18 protein-coding genes are annotated in these 18,748 nt (G+C 48.2%); 1 reads left to right on the top strand and 17 read right to left on the bottom strand.

The window, feature by feature from the left end:
* Positions 1–27: 27 nt before the first annotated feature.
* The 5 genes from secDF to FXO21_RS09030 form a co-directional block, all read right to left on the bottom strand.
* Positions 28–2,994, bottom strand: a complete 2,967-nt coding sequence (gene secDF, locus FXO21_RS09010; RefSeq protein WP_149639775.1) for a protein translocase subunit SecDF — start codon at positions 2,992–2,994, stop codon at positions 28–30.
* A gap of 127 nt (positions 2,995–3,121) precedes the next feature.
* Positions 3,122–3,526 carry a hypothetical protein gene (locus FXO21_RS09015; protein ID WP_225865626.1) on the bottom strand — a complete coding sequence of 135 codons (405 nt, stop codon included), beginning with the start codon at positions 3,524–3,526 and terminating at the stop codon, positions 3,122–3,124.
* Positions 3,527–3,609: 83 nt separating this feature from the next.
* Positions 3,610–4,506 (bottom strand): type VI secretion system baseplate subunit TssG, encoded by an 897-nt coding sequence (locus tag FXO21_RS09020; RefSeq protein ID WP_149639776.1) that lies wholly within the window; start codon positions 4,504–4,506, stop codon positions 3,610–3,612.
* A 9-nt stretch (positions 4,507–4,515) separates the two neighbouring features.
* The gene (locus FXO21_RS09025) at positions 4,516–6,294 is read right to left on the bottom strand and encodes a type VI secretion system baseplate subunit TssF (RefSeq protein ID WP_149639777.1); all 1,779 of its coding nucleotides are present in this window, start codon (positions 6,292–6,294) and stop codon (positions 4,516–4,518) included.
* Between the two features lie 185 nt (positions 6,295–6,479).
* Positions 6,480–6,908 carry a GPW/gp25 family protein gene (locus tag FXO21_RS09030; RefSeq protein ID WP_149639778.1) on the bottom strand — a complete coding sequence of 143 codons (429 nt, stop codon included), beginning with the start codon at positions 6,906–6,908 and terminating at the stop codon, positions 6,480–6,482.
* 77 nt (positions 6,909–6,985) lie between these two features.
* Between FXO21_RS09030 and FXO21_RS09035 the strand changes: the two genes are divergently transcribed.
* Entirely contained in the window at positions 6,986–7,753 is a 768-nt protein-coding gene (locus FXO21_RS09035; RefSeq protein WP_149639779.1) for a TssN family type VI secretion system protein, read from the top strand.
* 18 nt (positions 7,754–7,771) lie between these two features.
* Here the strand turns inward: FXO21_RS09035 and FXO21_RS09040 are convergent, their stop codons facing one another.
* From FXO21_RS09040 to FXO21_RS09100, 12 genes are all read right to left on the bottom strand, one after another.
* Complete coding sequence (locus FXO21_RS09040; RefSeq protein WP_149639780.1) at positions 7,772–8,779, bottom strand: OmpA family protein; 1,008 nt, start codon at positions 8,777–8,779, stop codon at positions 7,772–7,774.
* Between the two features lie 51 nt (positions 8,780–8,830).
* Complete coding sequence (locus FXO21_RS09045; RefSeq protein ID WP_149639781.1) at positions 8,831–9,385, bottom strand: T6SS effector amidase Tae4 family protein; 555 nt, start codon at positions 9,383–9,385, stop codon at positions 8,831–8,833.
* A gap of 74 nt (positions 9,386–9,459) precedes the next feature.
* Positions 9,460–9,876, bottom strand: a complete 417-nt coding sequence (tssD, locus tag FXO21_RS09050) for a type VI secretion system tube protein TssD (protein ID WP_149639782.1) — start codon at positions 9,874–9,876, stop codon at positions 9,460–9,462.
* 45 nt (positions 9,877–9,921) lie between these two features.
* The gene (locus FXO21_RS09055; protein ID WP_149639783.1) at positions 9,922–11,763 is read right to left on the bottom strand and encodes a type VI secretion system Vgr family protein; all 1,842 of its coding nucleotides are present in this window, start codon (positions 11,761–11,763) and stop codon (positions 9,922–9,924) included.
* Positions 11,763–12,263 (bottom strand): type VI secretion system tube protein TssD, encoded by a 501-nt coding sequence (tssD, locus tag FXO21_RS09060; RefSeq protein ID WP_149639784.1) that lies wholly within the window; start codon positions 12,261–12,263, stop codon positions 11,763–11,765. Before tssD (FXO21_RS09060) ends, FXO21_RS09055 begins: the two co-directional genes overlap by 1 nt.
* 2 nt (positions 12,264–12,265) lie before the next feature.
* Positions 12,266–12,670, bottom strand: a complete 405-nt coding sequence (tssD, locus tag FXO21_RS09065; protein ID WP_149639785.1) for a type VI secretion system tube protein TssD — start codon at positions 12,668–12,670, stop codon at positions 12,266–12,268.
* Between the two features lie 177 nt (positions 12,671–12,847).
* Positions 12,848–14,209 carry a DUF5458 family protein gene (locus FXO21_RS09070; RefSeq protein ID WP_149639786.1) on the bottom strand — a complete coding sequence of 454 codons (1,362 nt, stop codon included), beginning with the start codon at positions 14,207–14,209 and terminating at the stop codon, positions 12,848–12,850.
* Positions 14,210–14,386: 177 nt separating this feature from the next.
* Positions 14,387–14,836, bottom strand: a complete 450-nt coding sequence (locus FXO21_RS09075) for a hypothetical protein (protein ID WP_149639787.1) — start codon at positions 14,834–14,836, stop codon at positions 14,387–14,389.
* A 42-nt stretch (positions 14,837–14,878) separates the two neighbouring features.
* Entirely contained in the window at positions 14,879–15,178 is a 300-nt protein-coding gene (locus FXO21_RS09080) for a PAAR domain-containing protein (RefSeq protein ID WP_149639788.1), read from the bottom strand.
* 138 nt (positions 15,179–15,316) lie between these two features.
* Complete coding sequence (locus FXO21_RS09085) at positions 15,317–16,315, bottom strand: hypothetical protein (RefSeq protein ID WP_225865627.1); 999 nt, start codon at positions 16,313–16,315, stop codon at positions 15,317–15,319.
* 18 nt (positions 16,316–16,333) lie between these two features.
* On the bottom strand, positions 16,334–17,635 hold the full coding sequence (locus tag FXO21_RS28950; protein WP_225865628.1) for an OmpA family protein: 1,302 nt from the start codon (positions 17,633–17,635) through the stop codon (positions 16,334–16,336).
* Entirely contained in the window at positions 17,632–18,741 is a 1,110-nt protein-coding gene (locus tag FXO21_RS09100; protein WP_225865629.1) for a hypothetical protein, read from the bottom strand. The genes FXO21_RS28950 and FXO21_RS09100 overlap by 4 nt, the downstream gene beginning before the upstream one ends.
* Between the last annotated feature and the right edge of the window lie 7 nt (positions 18,742–18,748).

The following is an 18,748-nucleotide window of genomic DNA, read 5'->3' on the forward strand; positions in this document are numbered from 1 at the left end:
ATGCTAACCCTTTTTTCTTCTAACTTTTTACGCTTTAACTTTCTTGGTTGCTGTCGGCGCAGTCTCTGCTGCCGCCAATGCAGGCTCTTTCTTTTGGTCGCGCTGCAGAAGGTCAACCACGATCGGTGCCGCCACGAACAGCGAAGAGTAGGTACCTACGATTACCCCAAGCAGCATACAGAATGTAAATCCGCGGATCACCGCTCCTCCGAATATCATCAGAACAATCAGTACGAGGATTACCGAGATACCCGTTACCGCAGTACGGCTTAAAGTACTGTTCAAGGCGTTGTTGATAACCGTCGGCAGGCTCTGCCCGCGTGACTTGTCATCTGCCAGGTAATCACGGATACGGTCATAAATTACAACGGTATCGTTCATTGAGTAACCGATCATCGTCAAAATCGCACCAATAAATGCCTGATCGATGTCCAGTGACCATGGTAGCCAGCCGTTAAACAAAGAGAAAACAGCCAGAATGATCACCACGTCATGCGCAAGGGATACAACCGCACCATAACTGAAAGCAACCCTTTTGAAACGGATCAGGATGTAAATAAAGTTGGCAGCAAGAGCCAGGAGTACCGCGTAAATCGCCGACCACAAAGTATCATTCGCCATCGTAGGTCCTACTTTGTTTGAACTTACGATCTTGGCAGGGTTACCGTTGATCTTTTTAACCGCCTCCATAATCTTTGCCTCGGCCCGCTGATCTGCATCAGGCGTCGTTTCTTCGATCAGGTATGCCGTTGTAATTTTCACCTGATCCTGACCGCCAAAAGTTTTCACCTCTGTTGCAGAACCCAGTGTTTCGTCCATTTTGTCACGCAGATCATCCGCATCGACTTTACTTTCAAAACGAACCACATAAGAACGGCCGCCTTTGAAATCAATACCTAATCCAAAACCTTTAAATATGAACGAACCAATTCCGATCGCGATAATTACACTGGAAATAATGTAAAAACGACGACGCTGAGACACGAAATCGAAGTCGTTGTCTTTGAACCAGTTCTTTGTCAGACCGGTATAAAAGTTGAAAGTTTTACCCTTTTTAATCTGATATTCAAGCAGCAAACGGGTTATGAAAATCGCGGTGAAAAGGGATGTAAGCAAACCTAAAACCAGCGTAGTCGCAAAGCCAAGTACCAATCCGGTTCCAAATGTGTAAAGGATAATACCAGTCAAAAGCGTAGTTACGTTCGAGTCAATGATCGCACTCAATGAATGCTTGAAACCGTCACGAACCGCCTGTACGAATGGTTTTCCTTCCTCGATTTCCGCTTTGATACCTTCATAGATCAGTACGTTGGCATCCACCGCCATACCGATCGAAAGCACGATACCGGCAATACCCGAAAGCGTCAATACCGCACCCAGAGATGCCATAATACCCATCAGGAAGAACAGGTTGATCAGCAAAGCGATATCAGCGATCCAACCCGCCTTGCTGTAATAAGCAACCATAAACACCAGTACGATCAACAAACCAACTGCCGAAGACAGCAAACCATCATTGATCGCCTCAGCACCCAGTGAAGAACCTACAACAGCCTCCTCCACAATGTGAGTTGGCGCAGGTAACTTACCAGCTTTCAACACATTAGACATATCTTTTGTCTCTTCCACTGTGAAGCTACCCGTAATGCTTGAGTTACCATTGGGAATTTCTCCCTGTACCGTCGGCGCAGTGTAAACCAGGTTATCGATAATGATAGCAACCGGGCGGCCAATGCTGCGGGCAGTCAGTGAGCGCCATTTACGAGCGCCCTCTCCATTCATACGCATAGTTACTTCCGGACGACCGCTTTCGTCGTAATCGTGTGTGGCATCTACGATCACGTCACCTTCCATGGCAGCCTCACCATTTTGTTTTTTGATAAAATACAATGGCAGGATCAATTGGTTATCTCCGGCAGCAGTTCCTTTACGGTCCCACATGAAAACAAGGTCAGCCGGGAATAGCGAGCGTACTTCGGGGCGGCGAAGAATTTCTCCTGCGCGCGCAGTATCTTTCAGATAAACACCCAAACCTTGCGGCATTGGAACAAATAAGCTGGTAAGTGCAGCAGTTTGCGCTGCAACCGCAGCCGAGTCATTTGCGGTAGAGTCGCTTTTTTGGGCAAGCTGCTCTGCCAATCCGCCAGTGGTCTTCTTGGTAGTGTCCGCTTTCGCTGTTGTTGCAGCGGCTGGTTTTTTCGCTTTTTCAATCTCCGCCTGCTGCGTCAAATATCTTCCCAAACCTTCCAGACCTGCGCCCAGTTCATTGGTCAGATATACTTCGGCAAATTCAAGTTTCGCAGCACCAGACAAAAGCCGACGCACACGCTCAGGGTTATCTACACCTGGTAATTCAACTAAAATACGGTTTTGCCCGGGCAGACGCTGGATGTTCGGGTTAGTAACACCGAACTTGTCGATACGCGCCGAGGTAATCTGGAATGCGCGGTCAATAGAACCATTTACTTCGGTATTCAGCATTTTAATTACATCCGAGTCTGACGAATTGCTGCTGATCTTGCCGCGGTTGGCACTGGTCGCAAACAGGGAAGCAAGGCTGGTATTAGGAGCCGCTTCTTTGTAAGCCGCCGCGAAACGGTTGATGAAAGTACTGTTGCTGGCAGCTTTATCCTCGGCCGCTTTTTTCAAAGCGGTCTGGAACGCAGAGCTGCGTGCATTTCCACCCGCCATTCCTTTTAGAATGTCAGCCGGTGCCACTTCCAACACCACGTGCATACCGCCTTGGAGGTCAAGACCCAGGTTCAGTTCACGCTCGGTTACCTCTTGTAATGTATGTCCGAGGTAAACTTCTTCGCGCCACAGCGAATCAATGTAGCGTTGTTTTTTTGCGATATCCACTTCCCCTTTTGCATCGGTCGCGTAGGCAATTGCCTTACTTTTAAAGCTGCGTGATGCAAATGTAAAAGACAGATAATAGACGCTAATGAGGGCGATCACGATGGTAAGCCCTATTATTCCATTCTTATTAGCCATTATTTTAACAGAAAAAATTTAATTGAAATTCTTGAATAAATGCGGATTGATTACCTGAATTCAGGTGCCGGGGATGCTGACAATAAGCCCTTTACAGTAAAAAATACAGCAATTGCCTCCCTTGTATTCAGGGAGCGTTGGTGACTATGAGCCTTCCGAAGATTCGATGGAAGTAGGAAAACAGGAAAAACGATTCCTGAAAAGTGAATCTGACCGCCAGTTCCCGGGCAACGAAATGCCAGATGGGCTGAGGTGTAAAATAAAAATAATGTGAGAAATCAAATGAAATGGCCGGCGTGATAACCGCGTCCAGGGACAAGGTACTTACTTTCGCCTCGCCCGGATTAGAAGCCTGCTCTTTGGCGCTTTTCTGCGCGAATTCCTTGGCCTTACCTGTGTAACTCTGCCCCACTCCCGCATAATCCGACCACGACCGCGCTCCTGCCACCACCAAAAGCATGGCGGCTAGCATAAAGCTGATTGTCTGGTTGATAACTCGTTGCGCTTTCACTAATCCGAAAGGGGGTTCCAAATGAACCGCAAATTTTGATTTAAAAATTTACAATACCAAACTATTTTTCAACCGCAATTTGTATCAACTTTCAAATAATTATTTTAAATCGTCGAATATCCGAGCCTCGATTGCTGTAATTCGTTTTCGGCAAAAAGTAATGGCGAAGCGCCGGGAGGAAGCCGTAATGCAATCTCTAAATCGCATTCTACCGGAACAAACCATCCTGACAACCAGGTAACCAGCATACTAAATTCTTGGTCTTGCAAACATTTTTCCAGCACCTGGGAATTCGGTAATTGTATTTCTGCCACTAGTCTGGGACTATACACTTCTATTTCACCGCCCAAAATGAGATCCAAACCCAGCAAAGCATTATTCAGCCGTGTTTCAGAAGGTGCTGTAAACCAGGCTGCCGGCAGGGCCTGAAAAGTCACCTCATATTCCAAAACCGCCGACAATATCTCTCCTGCGACTTTCAGATCCCCTCTATTTTCTGAAATCAGCGGCATCACCGGCACCAGCCTGACGAGCATTGCCTTATTGATGTTAGCAGGCACCTGCCAGAAATTACGTAACTCGTCCAGGAGCAGCGAATCGGGATTAAGATCGTGCGCTAGTTGTTCCAGACGCGCCAGTTTTACCCGGTTGAGGAAAAACTCGTGCTCCAGCGGCAGAAAGAATAGCCGCGATTTTTGCTCCTTTTCTCGCTGCAACCTGATCTCATCGACCTTTTTTTTCAGGGTGTTGATCGAGCCGGCAGAAGGCAAATGGAAGAGCTGCTCGGGTAAATGGTCATAAATCCCGTTCCTGTTGGACGCAATTATCTTTCCTTCAAAATTCCCCAGCTCCGCCTCTCCCACCGACTCTACATCCGTGTGACTGCGCCTTTTAAAAGAGCCGAGCGGCCTGAAAAGGATTTTGTCCTCCACAATACCCTCATCCAGCCACGAGCCGGCGACGAATTCCGCACGAAGGTCACTTTGATTTTCCGTCAGCATTGTTGTGATTTATTTAGTCGACAAAACCTTTACCGGATACATTCCCGAAGAGCGGCGCTGGATTTTTAATTGTAAAAGCTGGCATGCATCGCGCCATTCCGAATCGTCGTTCACATGCAAAGCAGGTTTCAAATCCACGATCAGGGTACGCACAAATCCCTGTCCGGGCAAATTACCCGGCACAAAACCGGACCTTACATCCAAACCGGCCAGCCGATCGCCCATTTCACCGGAACAAAATGCGCGGATATCTTCCAGCGTCACCAGCCGGTTGCCCGTGATCAGGTTCTTCCGGAGCTGCTGTACATATTCCGTTTCCTCAGGTTTGGGTTTTCCTCCCGAAGTTCGGGTCAGTAAAAGCGTGTCCGCGCCGCTCAGGCCCGAGGCACTGTAAGTCTGCATTTTGGTACCGGCCGGAATTCCGTTGGCAGTTTCGGAAGTAGTAGTCCAGTAGGAAATGAAAAGGACGTCCGGATTTTTTTCGCCTTTGATCACCAAAAATGGCTGGGCAGTAGTCTCACTTGCTTTTTTGACACCCAGCTTCTGTTCGATCCGCGCCATATTCTGTGATATTTCCCGCAACAGCGAAGCCAGAAAATCCTCACCCACCGCGTTGAAAGCAGTAACCTCGTCTTTCAGCAATTCCATTAAATGGTACAAAACAGCTTTCGCATTACGCTCGTCAAACCTGCCTACTCCCTGGTGCCGGACTGTATACGTACTCACCGTTTCTTCTTCGGAATACGTTGCTTTTCCCGACGGCGCGTAAGCCTGGTTTTTCTGGTTGATCACCGAGTTGACAGTAAGAAATGCATTACTCGAAGGCAGCGCGATTCCGTTCAATCCGGGCTGCAACCTGTATGTAAACTTGTGAAGCTGCATATTCAGGATCGGAAATGCATTGATCGCCACGGTCATATTCTCAAAACCCGCTGCCGGAAACGACGACGGCCATTTAGCCTTAATCCAGGTGAGCGGCTTTTTGAGCATTTGCAAAGTGCGGCTATCAAACTGCTGCTCGAATGCAGACGGGTAAAACGAGGTTTCCAGTTTTCCTTTTTCCCAGACCTCATCGCTACCCACAATTACAAAATTGTCATTGTACAGTAACACCTGCTGATCGGCATCCTCCTGCAAGCCTGCCGATGCATTCAGTACCCTGCCATTTACCTCCCAGGTAGTTTTAGAAAGAAACTCGCGGTAATCATATCCTCTGAGGTCGTTGATCCAATCTATAAAAAATCGGAACCCGTTCCAGGAAGTAACACCCGGATCCACTTCCAACCCGATCCACAAAGCCTGTTCTGCGCCGGCATGCGGACGGGTATTGGTCATTAAAACCCTCGCTCCTTTCTCTACTGCATACAATCCCGCCGGAGTCGCGTAACAAGCCACAGCCGCATTAACCAGCGGATACCGGCCCGTCGGAGCAAAAAACAGCTCATTCGATTCCCCCTTTCTCGCATTAGGCCGTTTGCATACAAATTGATTTTCACGCTCCGTCCAAACAAGCGGCTCTACGGGCCTGGCTTGTGCGATTGCAGCACAGGGCTGCGGGCTATTTTGTATTTGGGGCGATAAAATTTCCGCCAGCCGCGTCATCAACCGCAGCTCTGTTCCCTCAATTTCCTGCCCGATCTTTTCAAATTCGACCGAGCAAGCCTCGATCAAAAGCCTTACCAGCGGGTCAAACTGGTCTATTTTAGATTCCTCCAACCCCCAAAGCTCCGCCGAGCGCCGCAACAGGCGACGGGAGATATTTTCTTTTGTATAACTGGCTGTGTACATGTTGGATGCGGGTTGTATTATTGTCACTTGTTGTCATTAATTGTCATTGGTGGTCGTTGATTGTTTCGTTCTTTACTTTTTTGTTTGGAGTTGTTCGGAAACTGGTCGATACCCTACTATCAACTGATGACAATGAATGACCATTAATGACTACCAATGCTCTACACTGAATCACCTGAGTTCCTTCACTCAATTGACAAAGGCGAAATGAATATCCTTTCAAAAAAGACGAAAGGCTCGTTGGTTCGGCGGATGGTGGCTTTGATCTCGATTCCCACCCTTTTTCTGATATAGTTACTGGTCTTGGAAAGCATTTCAAATTCCTCCACTTCCACCCGTATTTTAGTATTGGTAAGTCGTGTTTCGTACTTGCCCACAGCCTCTTCCAGCGACTCGCGGATCAGGTCTTTCCATTTGATTTGGGACAAAACCGAAAAATCGTGCTCCCAGAGCGCGCAGCCGTACCCGCTATCAAAACGCGACTCGTTGAAGTGGGTAACCATCAGCAAATACAGGTGCTGGTGTATTGCCTCCCGCTCGGAACATTTTGGGTGATTTCTGCCCGAAACGATGCGGTCGAGCGCGAGTGGCAATGCATAGTTCTGATCTTCCATCGGCGTTTAATAAAATGTGGTTGCTTTAACGAAAGTGTATCTTATTTTTGCCTCATATTCAACTGTCCCTTAATCGAATGAACCTCCCTTTTGCAAAAACTCCCACCCAGCGGCTGCAAGTACTTTATGCTTTGGTCCTCGTTGCTATATTATTGCTGGTCGGGGCGCTGGGTTTCTGGATCGTCGACTACCGCGACGCTTACCCGATGGCGATGGTCAGTTTCCTCGTGCTGGGTGTGCTTCATGTATATTTACTGTCCCAATGGTTCGTACATCTTTTCGAAAATCGTTCTGCGAAAGCAGTAGGATTCACATTACTGATCTCGCTGCTGGCCGCGCTTGCCATTATTTTTCTGTATCATAAAGTCGCTCAGGATCTTTCCAAAGGCGTAGGAATGGCCACTGCGCTGGTTGGTTTTCTGTTTCCGATTTTCGTATCGAGGGTTTATCAGAATTATCTTGAAATCCCTTTAAAAGAATACAAAAAGTGGTATTACCCCGTTGGTCAGCCGCTGCCGGATATGGACCTGCTGGATCTTTCCAAGGTACTGGTTATTCAGTTTGAGTTTACTAAAAAAGTCAACGAAACTGCATTCACGAACTTCCGGGCCAAAGCACCGAATGCAATGCTCTTCGGCGAGCTATTTTTTATTTTCCTGAATGATTACAACGACCGCAATCCCGCCAGCCCGGTCGAATACCTCTCGCCCGACGGCGCGCCTTATGGTTGGTTGTTCTACAAAAAGGGCCCCTGGTACAAGCGCCGCAAATACATGGACCCCGATCTTACTTTTCAGGCAAACAATGTAGTGGACAACGAGACGATCGTGGCAGTGAGAGGTTAATCGATATGCTGGCTTCGATCAGGCGATTCCTCCTGAAAATCCATTGGCACTCGCTCCCAGTGATCCGGCAATGCCAATCCCCCCTGCTGAAATAATCGCATAGCCGTTCGCCTGCATTGCCAGCGCAAACGGTGGTATTGCCAGGTTAAGGGGAATATCCGCTGTCGGGCCGACTACTTTCGGAAGCCCGAACAAAAGAAGGTAAACTCCATACGTGGCAAGTACCGGAGAGCCTGTGATGAAATACATGGTGCAGCTTCCCGAAAAATGCTGTGGTTTCAGATTCTTGATCTTCTGATCGTTTTTATAAACGATGCCGATCGCTCCCGACGGCAGGTCGGCATGCGAAAAGCCCCCATTATCAAGCAAAAATTTGATCGCTTTCTGAAACAGCTTATCCGCTTTAAGGCCAGGTATCCCGAGGCTCAGGCCGAATGAAACACCCGTAACTGCGATCGGACCTTCATATTTGGTACCAGAACCATTTTGGAAAGTGATGGAACCTTCGTAAAATCCGCCGCCGCCTACAGGAGTCGCGAGGGCACCGCCCGTGAGGCTCAGATTGGTCACAAACCATTCGGGCGATTCGTACAGAACAACCGGATCGTGAGGCGGAATTTCTTTTTTGTACGGTTTCGACCCAAAAACATAAACCTCCACAGCCCGCCAGTAACCATCGTTATTATCTTCTCCGCCAAGGCTGGCAGAATCGCCATACCCCACCTCAATATTGAAGGACGCTTTGCTGAAATTTTGTGCAATGGTTGATTTTACTGAATGGCAGCGGTTCCGTGATAACCCCAGATTGTCAAACCCTGCCTTGGAACCTCTGTGACTAGAGTAACCATGAATATCGATCCAGGCGTGTGGCGAAACCAGCAATGCCTCCCTTACCTCTGTCGCAATCCAGCTTTTGTGTGCCGGAAGCAATTCCGTGTTCCCGGTAGCAAAGTTCGAAAGCCGCGCAGCAGCCAAAGGAGCCGTCCCATTTATATTACCGGATATCTTCTGAACATCGTAAGCCATAGCTTTTAGAAATTTAACTGAAAAATTAAAAGAACATGACTACTAACCCGATCAGAAACCATACATTTCCTGCAATACCGCATCGAAAGTTTTGACCTCCCAAAAAGAGATTGTTCGAGGCCCGGTACGCTCTTTGGGTTTGCTAAACCAGAGCACATTCTCAAGATAAAGCCCGGTTCCGCCATACTGAAAATTCCGGCCGTTCCATAAATCAATGTGCCTGTCCCCAAAAGCAATCACCCCTTTTCTGGCCCCGATTTTGGATGCGAGGTTCTGAGCACTACCTGCTCCCGGAAAAACTTCCGGTGCAAAATGGTTGCGGGTAAGATACGTTTTCATTTCCGGAACGCTGAGAATGTACTCCATCCCTTTCGCATCCTTCATGATCCGGTTTGCGGGCAGTACACCGAAATTCTGGATCATCGGTCCCGCATTATTAAATGCATAACTCAATTGTATACAACATGTTTCGTGCAGGTAGTCGCCGTCCTCATCTTTCTGTTCAAAAAACTTGCTGACTTCCCCGGTCAGTACACCTTTGTCATGGATTTGGGTGTAATTCAGGTGATACCGCTCCAATGCCAGATAGTCTGTGCATATTACCATGGCCTTTTAAGTTAATATGGTTTGAATGGAAGTTTGTCCGGCCGCCAGCCGAAAGCCGGCGACCGAAGTACCTATTACCACCGATTCACGTGCGGCGTGCCGAAAAGCTTTACCTCTCTGGCGGATAGGGTAAGGCTGGTCGTCATCGGCATAGAACCGGTTTCGATGAAACTCTCGCTGTATTGCACGCAGTACACGTCGGTCAGCTCCAACTCTTTCTGAGTCTGCTCTTCGTCCACATTCTTGAAAACGATTTTCGCGCTGGGCTTTTTTCCGTCCGGGTCTACCATCCATTCCCACAAACTCTGGCTCTCGGAAACGCTTGACGAATCCACCTGCAGGAACACTGTTCCGCCGTACACTTTGGAAGAAACACGACCTTTATCGTCTATCGACTGGGATAAGGAATAGTTGCATGAAATCACGGAAATACCGTCGCCTGAGGGACCACCGTCCCAGGTAAAATAGGCGTCAAAACTTGAAGCTGGCATAGTTGTAACTGTTTAAAAGTGAAAAGAATAGATTATATGGATATGTTAATTTAATTTGATAATAGCGCCCTGGACAGTAACTGGCCCGCCCGATTTGAGCTCCGCAGCCGCGTCTGCTTCCAGGGTCAATTGGACTCCTTTTACCGTCGCGCTTGCAGTACCTTCCGCATTCAGCTCGGTACCTGCCTTAATATCGGTCGCAGTGCCGCTTTCTATTTTAATATCCTGACTGGCTTTCATAGAAATCTGCCCCGCCTCCACAGTAAAGCTGGAATCCGCCTTCATTGAAATATTATTCGAAGCCTCTACATTCAGGTCTTTGCATTTGATATGCACCAGACCATTTTCGACCTGCATTTTGATTTCCCCGTCATCCTTAAAACTGAATTGCAGAAAAGTATCCAGCTTATTCCGGTTGCTTATCTGGATTTTTGGATCACCATCCTCATCCAGGAAAATGACCATGTTCCCCGATCGCGTAGCGATTATTTTGATATCATTATTGTCGGAAGTGTAGGCTACATCTTCCTCTGATTTGGGATAAAGACTGGTCAGTACAAACGGATTCTCGGCCAGATTTCCTTCATACCCCACCATGACCATCGCGCCGATTTCCGGTACGAAATTGGCCCCGCGCCCCTGCGAATTATGCATGGTACCAACCCGCATCCAGATTGATTCCTGATCCTGCTGCCGCGACTGGCTCCAAAAGAATTTCACACGCACACGTCCCAGCCTGTCGCTGTCGTCATTTGCGATCACCTCCGCCTGCTCGGTTTCGCCCAGTGGGTTGGTCACATAAGGATTATTAGGCGGATGCTGCGCCGACTCGGGAACTGCATTGAAACTATTCTGATAACTGCCCGCCGTATTGATCTCGTGCCGGATATGCACAACCCTGTATTTACCAAAATTCTCCTCATAAGCCTCCCCGCGCTCATTCAGCCGCTGCCCCTTTACCGCCAGCACCGTCCCGACGCTGATGGTTGGCGTTTCGCCGCTGCCTCTGAAATCTACCATCGAAGTAACCCGCGCCGAGCGCTCCATTTTGGTGAGTTCGTCCACTTCACTTTGCCCGCCGATCATTTCAGGAGCCGACAGTAATGCGGTCTGGGCAAAAAGGGTATCAGATTGTTCCAATGCAAACTCACTGAGTGAAGTAAGCCCGTCGACCTGCTGCTGGGCGGACTGTCCCGTAAAAGCTTCGGGAACCGTATAATTGTAACCTTCAAAACTGAATGCAGCAGGTTGCAGCTTCAATGCGACATCGAAATTCTGCAAGCCGTCGACCAGAAAATCTACTTCCGCCCCGCCGCTTCCCTGCCCCAGTACCAACTCGCGGCCGTTGTAGTAAAACCACTCGCAGCAACGGTCGGCCACCCGGCTCAAAAACTTGTAGTTACTTTCATTGTATTGGGTAAACGGCACTGCGCGGCCGCCATTTTCCGGATTGATCTGTTTTCGAAGCAAATTTTGAGGGTAAGGCTGCAAAACCGCACTGAAAATATCCTGCACGGTACCTCTTAAAAACGATCTCCGCTGAACCGAATCTTCCATCACAATCGTCGGGCTATACCCTTTCAATACAAAAGCGCTGCTCATATCGCTCAGGCTGCGCAGCCGGATCTCGGTCACAATACCCTGAAACGTGAAGTCGAACGATTCCTGACCAAGCCTGGGACTGAACGAAAAGGTGATTTTTTTGCCGATTACCGCCCGGTGTGCCTTGTTGAAAAAATGCTCGCCGGCATCTTCCAGCTGATCAAAGGGAACCAGCAGCTCAAACCAGTGGTGCGCAAACAGGTCCTGTTCGATCACCAGCCCCAGGTGCCGCGTGATCTGCACCCCGCCTTCGATCTCAATGGAAGTATTTACCTGTCGTGCCATTAACTTTTAATTTCAACCTGACCAATTTTCACTTTCTGAGGCAGCAATACCAGCTCATACACGAGCGCCAGGCTGCTGTTGCGCAGAAAATAATCCTTTCCCCGATGCTGCGGCAAATATGCCTTTGCGTCGGGCACATGTGCGAGCTCATAGCCGCGCATTGTCGATTGCCGGGCAGCAAATGATTCCCTGAAACCCACGCAATACGCATCTTCAAACTCCATTTTGCGCAGCAGCTGCGAATCGTTATCGTATTTGAACTCGATCTGCCCGCTTAGCTGACGGTCGTTTTTAAATGCCCAGTCGTACAGCAATGCAAAATCATCGTTTTGAGTGGGCGCAATGGTCATTCTGATCAGCCTTGCTTTGGGCGCATCGGTAGGACTTCCCCGCTCGTCCGCATTGCGGTTACAGCCATAGGATACCTTTTTGACCAAAAACTTTTTACCGTCCAGCGTAAAATGCGCCTCAACTCCGATTGTAGCATCCTGCTCAGCCATTTCTAAAAATTTTCCAGTTTAGCCTCATCGATTTCCACGCTCGACGCGGTGATGGTCAGGCAGGTGATAAAATTCTGCAACCGCTTTGCGAGCGCCTTGTCCAGGTCATCGGTACCATCGTCAAACATTTCCACAAACTCCGTACAGACTGCCTCTTTAAAGCTCAGCGTCTTGAAAGGCCCATTCTCGCCAAACTGCTCAACCGTCAGATCGTATTTCTGCGAAGGCTTATTCGCCCATTCGATCAGAAAATCATCGTTCACCATTTCCAGCTCCACATACAAATGCGCCCACTGAATCGGCGAAGTGATCGACATCGCGTCATCCACCGTCTGATGCAGCTCAAACCGCATGAACATCACGCCATATTCGTGATCCTCGATGTGCATTATGCTCGCGAAGGACATGGCTTAATTTTGAATGAATGAATGATTGACTGACTGAATGAGTTAGTGAATGAGCGAGTTAGTGAATGTTTTTTAATGAATGAGTGACTATGCTCAGGGGTGACAAAGCTTTTATTTTCCTTCCTCCGTCCTCCCTTTCCTCCATCCTCCCTAATTATCACTCATTCGATCATTCAATCATTGCTGCGCATACTCAGCCGCCCATGCCGCCGCGTCCAGATCATCGCCTTTCTGTCCGGTCAATGCGATCATGAAGTTTTTCGCGGGGAAATAGGGAACCATATGGATATCGAGGTATACTTTATCCTTCTGGTTTTTGTCCTGCTCAAAACGCATCACGCTGAATTTTTCGATCAGTTTGCCCGGGCCGGTTACGCTGTCCAGGAACTTAATGATCTGCTTTTTCAGGTCGTTTTTAGTATTGTAATCAAAGTTTTCAAACGCCCGGCGGTTCAGGAAATCGATCAGTACTTTGGTGATATAATCAAAAACCCGCACGACGGAATAGGTTTGCAAACCCACATTATCACCATTAAAAAGCGTTTTAGCAGAGAATGCCATTACCTTACTATATTCATTTACCATCGGAATCAGCCCCATTTTTTCCAGATCGGCGATCTCCGATTTTTTGAGCGGAAAACGCACGCCATCGACTTCGCTGAGCGTACCATGCTTTTTACCCGCTGCTACCTGCGACATCAGCGTTTTATAAACATTACCGGCCAATGCAGTGGAAGGTGGTAAATAAAGGTCTTCTTCTTCGCCAAGATCGGCATGTTTAGCCCGGCCTACCAGCCAGTTACAGGTCATCATGACATTGGATAAATGAGCCGCGCCGCCCGTCAGGTTCGCCGATTCAAACAGCTCCATCACGTCTTCCGGCGCATCGAGATGCATAAAATCGGTGAGGAGCATGGTTTTATTCTTGTGCGCCAGTTTCGCCCATTTGTCCACTACTTTTCCCGAACCCAGGTAGCCGGGTACATTCAGGATCGAATAGTTTTCGCGCAGATCAAGCCTGTCAAATTTCGCAGCCAGTTCTTCTCCCACCGCATCAATGAATGTAGTTACATCCAGATCCTGCAGCTGGTCCGGCGCGGCATTCAGGAACGTTACATTTTTAACCTTATCCTGCTCGGTATTTTTGAAAAACATCGCCACAGAGCGGTACGATTGTTCCAGCGGTCGCACGACTTCCACTGCTTTTCCAAGGTTTTCTTTCAATAACTCAAATGCCGTATCAGCCTGTTTCTGCCCCATTTCTATCATATCAGGAACAGATTCGCCGCTGCTCAGCAGCTCCGTCCAGAGTTCGAGCCGCTTTTTCAGCTGCTGTCTTTCCTTCTTTTTATCAGCCTCGGTAAGGAATATCTTCTTCCGCGCCTTTTTTTCCGGATTAATATTAGCTGCACCTTCAATAATGGTTTCTACCAGATCATAACTACCATATTTCGCCAAAAGCGGCAATCCGGTTTCCAGCGGCACCGCAGTGCGTTCTTTGAATGCAGCGGCGGTGTCTGTTTTTTGTTCAGTTGACATATCTTTCAATTTTGAATGACTGAATGATTGAATGAATACTTTTAATGAGTGAATGAGTGAGTTAGCGAATGAGTGAATTTTAATGAGACCTTCGACTGGGGATTATCAAGGAGCGAGTTGGAAACAAGCGACTATGTATCTCATTCAGTCATTCACTCATTCACTCATTCAACATTATCATCCCGCCTCCTCCAACTCGTTAATCAGCGTCTGAAACACCCCCAGCAACGCCGCCTTCGCTTCCGGCTTTTCCAGCGCGGCTTTCAGGATTTTATTTACTTTCAAATGCCTCACAACCTGCTGGTAAGCTTCATTTCTTGCATCCAGATCCTGTAAATAGGCACTTTGGGCGATGATCCCTTTTTTACCGAAATCCCCCAGGTTTTTGAACCGGAGATTTTCATTGATAAAGCTTCCGTCCTGCGTGATGAATTCCACCTCCGCCTCTGGCTGGTAATGCTCAAAAACTTCTTCCGTGGTTTTCAGATCATATACCATTTCAGGCCGCGGCGAAGGGTCGCCGGTCAGCTGGGTTGCAAACAGCGTTCTGTTTTGGGGGATGTCCGCAATGCCTTCGCTGGACTGGTCTATCTTGCGCTCATTTCCGCCTATTCCGTAGTTGAACATAATTATATAAGGTTTGGGTAAATATTGTTATAAGATTGTTATTCAGCCGATTAATACCGTCGGACATCCTGCCACGATCGTTCCACCGTGCGCAGTTGAATCGCCCAGTCTGGCAGCTGGCTTGCCACCGATCAACACCGTCGGGGAACCTGCCACGATCACGTCGGGCGGACCAACGCACACGCACATATCTCCCATACAAGCTGCCGGTGCACCCCCGATCAGCACCAACGGCACCCCGGGAGGTAGAACCGGCCCGCCTACGTGCGGTACCGGCGGCGTTCCCGGCGTAATCATCGGACAAACATGCATATCACCAATTCGAGCTGCTGGCTGGGACATGGGAAGTAAGTTTAATGTTGTTGGCTGTTAGCTATTGGCCGTTAGCTTTTAGCCTTTATTTTTTTGGTAATTCCAATACAAATTCACTGCTATAAGCTAATGGCTAACAGCTAAAAGCCAACAGCCAACCATAACCCCCTACTTCCCCCTCGCTGTCTTAAAATCGAACAGCGAACTAAGCGATACGCCTACTCCTACCGCGGCGGCACCTATTGAGATGAAGATTCCTGGCTTGGCATAGCTAGTCAGGCCTTCCGGGTTGGATATTTTGTCTTTATAATCTTTGTAATCCTTGTTGAGCATCGAGTAGGTAACCGCGCCGAATGCCAATGCAGCCACGCCGGCACCGAGCTTGATCGCACCCCACTTACGCGCCTGCCTGATCTCCGCCTGGTTTACCTGGCTGATCTGCTCCGAAATACGCTCAGCTTGTTTCGTATCCTGCTGGCTCACAGCCGGTTTCTTTTCCATTTGCTGGGTAACGAGCGGCTCTTTTTTCTTTTGCAAAGAATCGTAAGTCGCAGAAGGAGCTGGGTTTACCGGTGCTGATTTTGCATTTTCGGAAGAGTTGAATGCAACGCGCGTCAGATACACGATCCAGTCGTTCCCCGATTTGTCGGCCCGCAGCTCGGCTACCCTTGCGATGGGCTGGTAAGGGGTATTGTCCTTATTGCTCTTTCCCTTAAAATGCTGGGTGTAAAAAACTTTGACAAAGGGATATTTATCCACCTTCACATCTCCCACGACGAGATTTGTAAATTCAATGGTATTGGTTTCCGATTTAACATAAAACAGATCGAAATTGCTGAGGTACTTTTCAATCGGTGTATCGAGTCCAGGAGCACTGATCTTATGTTTCGGATCCACATCATCTTCCACGATCACCCCGTCGTTCACAAATATCTGATCATTACTTGGCATGTAACTGTTCATCATCAGGTACTTGCGCTCGTAATTGCTCAGATCTTCATTCGCGATTGCGTTCAACAGATCGTTCAGCCCTTTAATCTTCTCCCTGGCCAGTACACGAATTTCGTCCGCGTCTTTTCTGCTGAGCGTTTGCGCGCTGACCTGGGTTGTCAGAAATGCTGCTGTCACCAGCAAAAAGCAGGTATTGTTGATCAATAACTTTTTCATCGCATTCATAAGGTTCAATTACTTTTTCTCGGATAAATCAATAATCTGCACTTCCACGCGCCTGTTCAGCCGGCGGTTTTCTTCCGTATCATTCGGCCGCACCGGGTGCTTGCTGCCCATTCCCGCTGCTGTGATCAGCCTCTCGGAAACACCTTTGTTGATCAAATACCTCGTGATTACCCGCACCCGGTATTCCGACAGGGTGAGATTCAAATTGGGGTTGCCTACGTTGTCCGTATGCCCGGTGATTTCCAGCCCTTTATTACTATTATTTTGAATAAAAACAGCGACTGAATCCAGGTAGGCACGCGATTGCGGCGGCAGCTTGTAATCGCTTCTTGGAAAATAAAGCGTCTTGCCGGACACATCCGCAATTACAGCTTTCGGTTTTTCACTTACAGTCAAAACCATTTTCCTGTCTGGTATCCGCAGCGATTTCAAGGTCAAACCCTCTTTCAGAGAGGCAACTGCGGTATTGAAATCCTCCTGATCAGCGCCGCTGACGCCGAAATTATAGGACTTACCAACCGCAACCTCTGCGAAATAATGACCGTCATTTATGCGGTTCAGGGGGACAATGATCCGGCTGTCTTCTACCAGCTGCGCCCGCGTTCCCCGCTGCGCATTGATAATATTGACAGACAAAAGGGTGTGTTGTTTATTGAGTTTAATGATGTAAGTCCGCGGTTCCTGATCGGTTTTATCCAGGATCAGGTTGCCATTGTAGGCCTGATAACCGGCGGACTTCACTTCCACGGCTACGATATCTTTTTCAGTGAATACTATCTCCGCAGTCGGCCTGGATGCGAGCAGACTGAAACAGTCCTTTTTCTCTTTTTGGGTATAATAGAGGCAGATATCCGCTGCCAGCGACTGATTAGACAATGCATCCCGCACTTCAATGCGCCGGATAATCGAGGTAGGCGTACGAACGGAATCTTTGAGTTCGAAATGCTTTTGTTCTGATTGCGCATAAGGCTCGTCGCTGGTTTGCCTGCCGAGCGGCATCAATGCAAATGCTACAAAATAAGTCCCTTCCGTTTTGCCGTCGATATTGACCGGAATGTGCAGCGACTGGTATTGCGGCGCTTCAATCGTGAGTACCGAAACATTGCAAGGCATTTCCACATTGAATATACCCACCGAATCGCTCCGTCCGAGCCTCACTTTTCCCTGGTCGGTTTTTGCCGACAAGCTGGCGGTCAACGTTGTAATGCCGCTGATATCAGTCACTTTTCCCGCCAGGAAACCGCACTGGGCGTAGGTAGCGACGCTTCCTAACCACAAACAAAAAGCCAATAATTGCTGACCGTTTTTCATTTGTCCTCGCTGGTTTCAACCCCGATATTTCCCAATAAAACCTCCCAGTTCACCGTATCTTTTCCGTCGATGGTTTTCTGATACGATTCCAGCTTTACGCGGATATTTTTCTTGGTAATATCCCCGTAAGCCACTTTTCCATTGGCCGCAAATCCTTCGAAAACCTGCTGCGCCGCGATAATCCCGTAATAATTTCCGTCGTTCTCCTGTTTCAGTTCGCTCACGTATTTCACCTCGTTCCAGGTAATATTGATTTTGCTGTAAGGCAGCAGTTTCAGCCGGTTCAGGTATTCTTTGACAGGATATTTTTTAACACCTTTTGACGAACTGACCGCCACAGTCGCCTGCGGCTCGAATAAACTAAGCGCCTGCTGCACAGCCTTATTCTTCTCTTCGGACTTCATACTTTTATCCCCGATAATGCGCAGGTAAGAAGTAAATTCATCCACCCTCCTGATCCCTTTCGCACTATATTCCTTGTATTCGGTATCTGACAAAAAAGGTTTGGGTTTTTCTTTTGGTATCTGTGGCTGCTCTTTTACCGTATTTTTTGGCTTTTCATCCGCTTTCCGGACGATTTCAATCTCCTTTTTTTCAATTTCCTTATGCGCTAATGCAAGCAACGGAGCTACATCTACCACATCCCGGAGTATCTCGTGGCGGCCGTCGCGGTAAATCACCGTTGCAACTTCTTCTTTATTGATCGACGCGGGGTTTCCTTCGCCTGTGAGGTAATTGATCACCTCGTCGCTTTCGTAAGATATTTTGCCCGTAATCACGGTCAGTGGGACGCTTTTGACAATAATATCCTGGCTTACATTTCTTGGCGGTGCTTTATAAAATGCTTCGATCTGTGTTTGCGCCTTGTTGCTGTTTTCATTGAGCTCCGATATGACCATGAACTTGCCGGTCGAAGAAAATACGATTAAAAACCGCTTTCTATGGTAAATACGTGGGATACCGTCGGCGGCGATCCATTCCAGCTTGCTGTCCATCGCGCGGCTCAGCTTCGCCTGCACCGGGTTGCCATTATCCAGCCAGATCCTGTCCTGGGCTTTGGAAAAAACCGCAGCAAAAACCATTAAAAGCGTTAAAAGATATTTCATAACATAC

Origin of the sequence: Dyadobacter sp. UC 10, from assembly GCF_008369915.1 — a bacterium.
Taxonomy (GTDB): Bacteria; Bacteroidota; Bacteroidia; order Cytophagales; family Spirosomataceae; genus Dyadobacter.

Excerpts from the sequence above, each read along its gene's own strand:
- secDF (WP_149639775.1), bottom strand. The coding sequence starts at position 2,994 with ATGGCTAATAAGAATGGAATAATAGGGCTTACCATCGTGATCGCCCTC.
- FXO21_RS09020 (WP_149639776.1), bottom strand. The coding sequence starts at position 4,506 with ATGCTGACGGAAAATCAAAGTGACCTTCGTGCGGAATTCGTCGCCGGC.
- FXO21_RS09025 (WP_149639777.1), bottom strand. The coding sequence starts at position 6,294 with ATGTACACAGCCAGTTATACAAAAGAAAATATCTCCCGTCGCCTGTTG.
- FXO21_RS09030 (WP_149639778.1), bottom strand. The coding sequence starts at position 6,908 with ATGGAAGATCAGAACTATGCATTGCCACTCGCGCTCGACCGCATCGTT.
- FXO21_RS09035 (WP_149639779.1), top strand. The coding sequence starts at position 6,986 with ATGAACCTCCCTTTTGCAAAAACTCCCACCCAGCGGCTGCAAGTACTT.
- FXO21_RS09040 (WP_149639780.1), bottom strand. The coding sequence starts at position 8,779 with ATGGCTTACGATGTTCAGAAGATATCCGGTAATATAAATGGGACGGCT.
- FXO21_RS09045 (WP_149639781.1), bottom strand. The coding sequence starts at position 9,385 with ATGGTAATATGCACAGACTATCTGGCATTGGAGCGGTATCACCTGAAT.
- tssD (WP_149639782.1), bottom strand. The coding sequence starts at position 9,876 with ATGCCAGCTTCAAGTTTTGACGCCTATTTTACCTGGGACGGTGGTCCC.
- FXO21_RS09055 (WP_149639783.1), bottom strand. The coding sequence starts at position 11,763 with ATGGCACGACAGGTAAATACTTCCATTGAGATCGAAGGCGGGGTGCAG.
- tssD (WP_149639784.1), bottom strand. The coding sequence starts at position 12,263 with ATGGCTGAGCAGGATGCTACAATCGGAGTTGAGGCGCATTTTACGCTG.
- tssD (WP_149639785.1), bottom strand. The coding sequence starts at position 12,670 with ATGTCCTTCGCGAGCATAATGCACATCGAGGATCACGAATATGGCGTG.
- FXO21_RS09070 (WP_149639786.1), bottom strand. The coding sequence starts at position 14,209 with ATGTCAACTGAACAAAAAACAGACACCGCCGCTGCATTCAAAGAACGC.
- FXO21_RS09075 (WP_149639787.1), bottom strand. The coding sequence starts at position 14,836 with ATGTTCAACTACGGAATAGGCGGAAATGAGCGCAAGATAGACCAGTCC.
- FXO21_RS09080 (WP_149639788.1), bottom strand. The coding sequence starts at position 15,178 with ATGTCCCAGCCAGCAGCTCGAATTGGTGATATGCATGTTTGTCCGATG.
- FXO21_RS09085 (WP_225865627.1), bottom strand. The coding sequence starts at position 16,315 with ATGAAAAAGTTATTGATCAACAATACCTGCTTTTTGCTGGTGACAGCA.
- FXO21_RS28950 (WP_225865628.1), bottom strand. The coding sequence starts at position 17,635 with ATGAAAAACGGTCAGCAATTATTGGCTTTTTGTTTGTGGTTAGGAAGC.
- FXO21_RS09100 (WP_225865629.1), bottom strand. The coding sequence starts at position 18,741 with ATGAAATATCTTTTAACGCTTTTAATGGTTTTTGCTGCGGTTTTTTCC.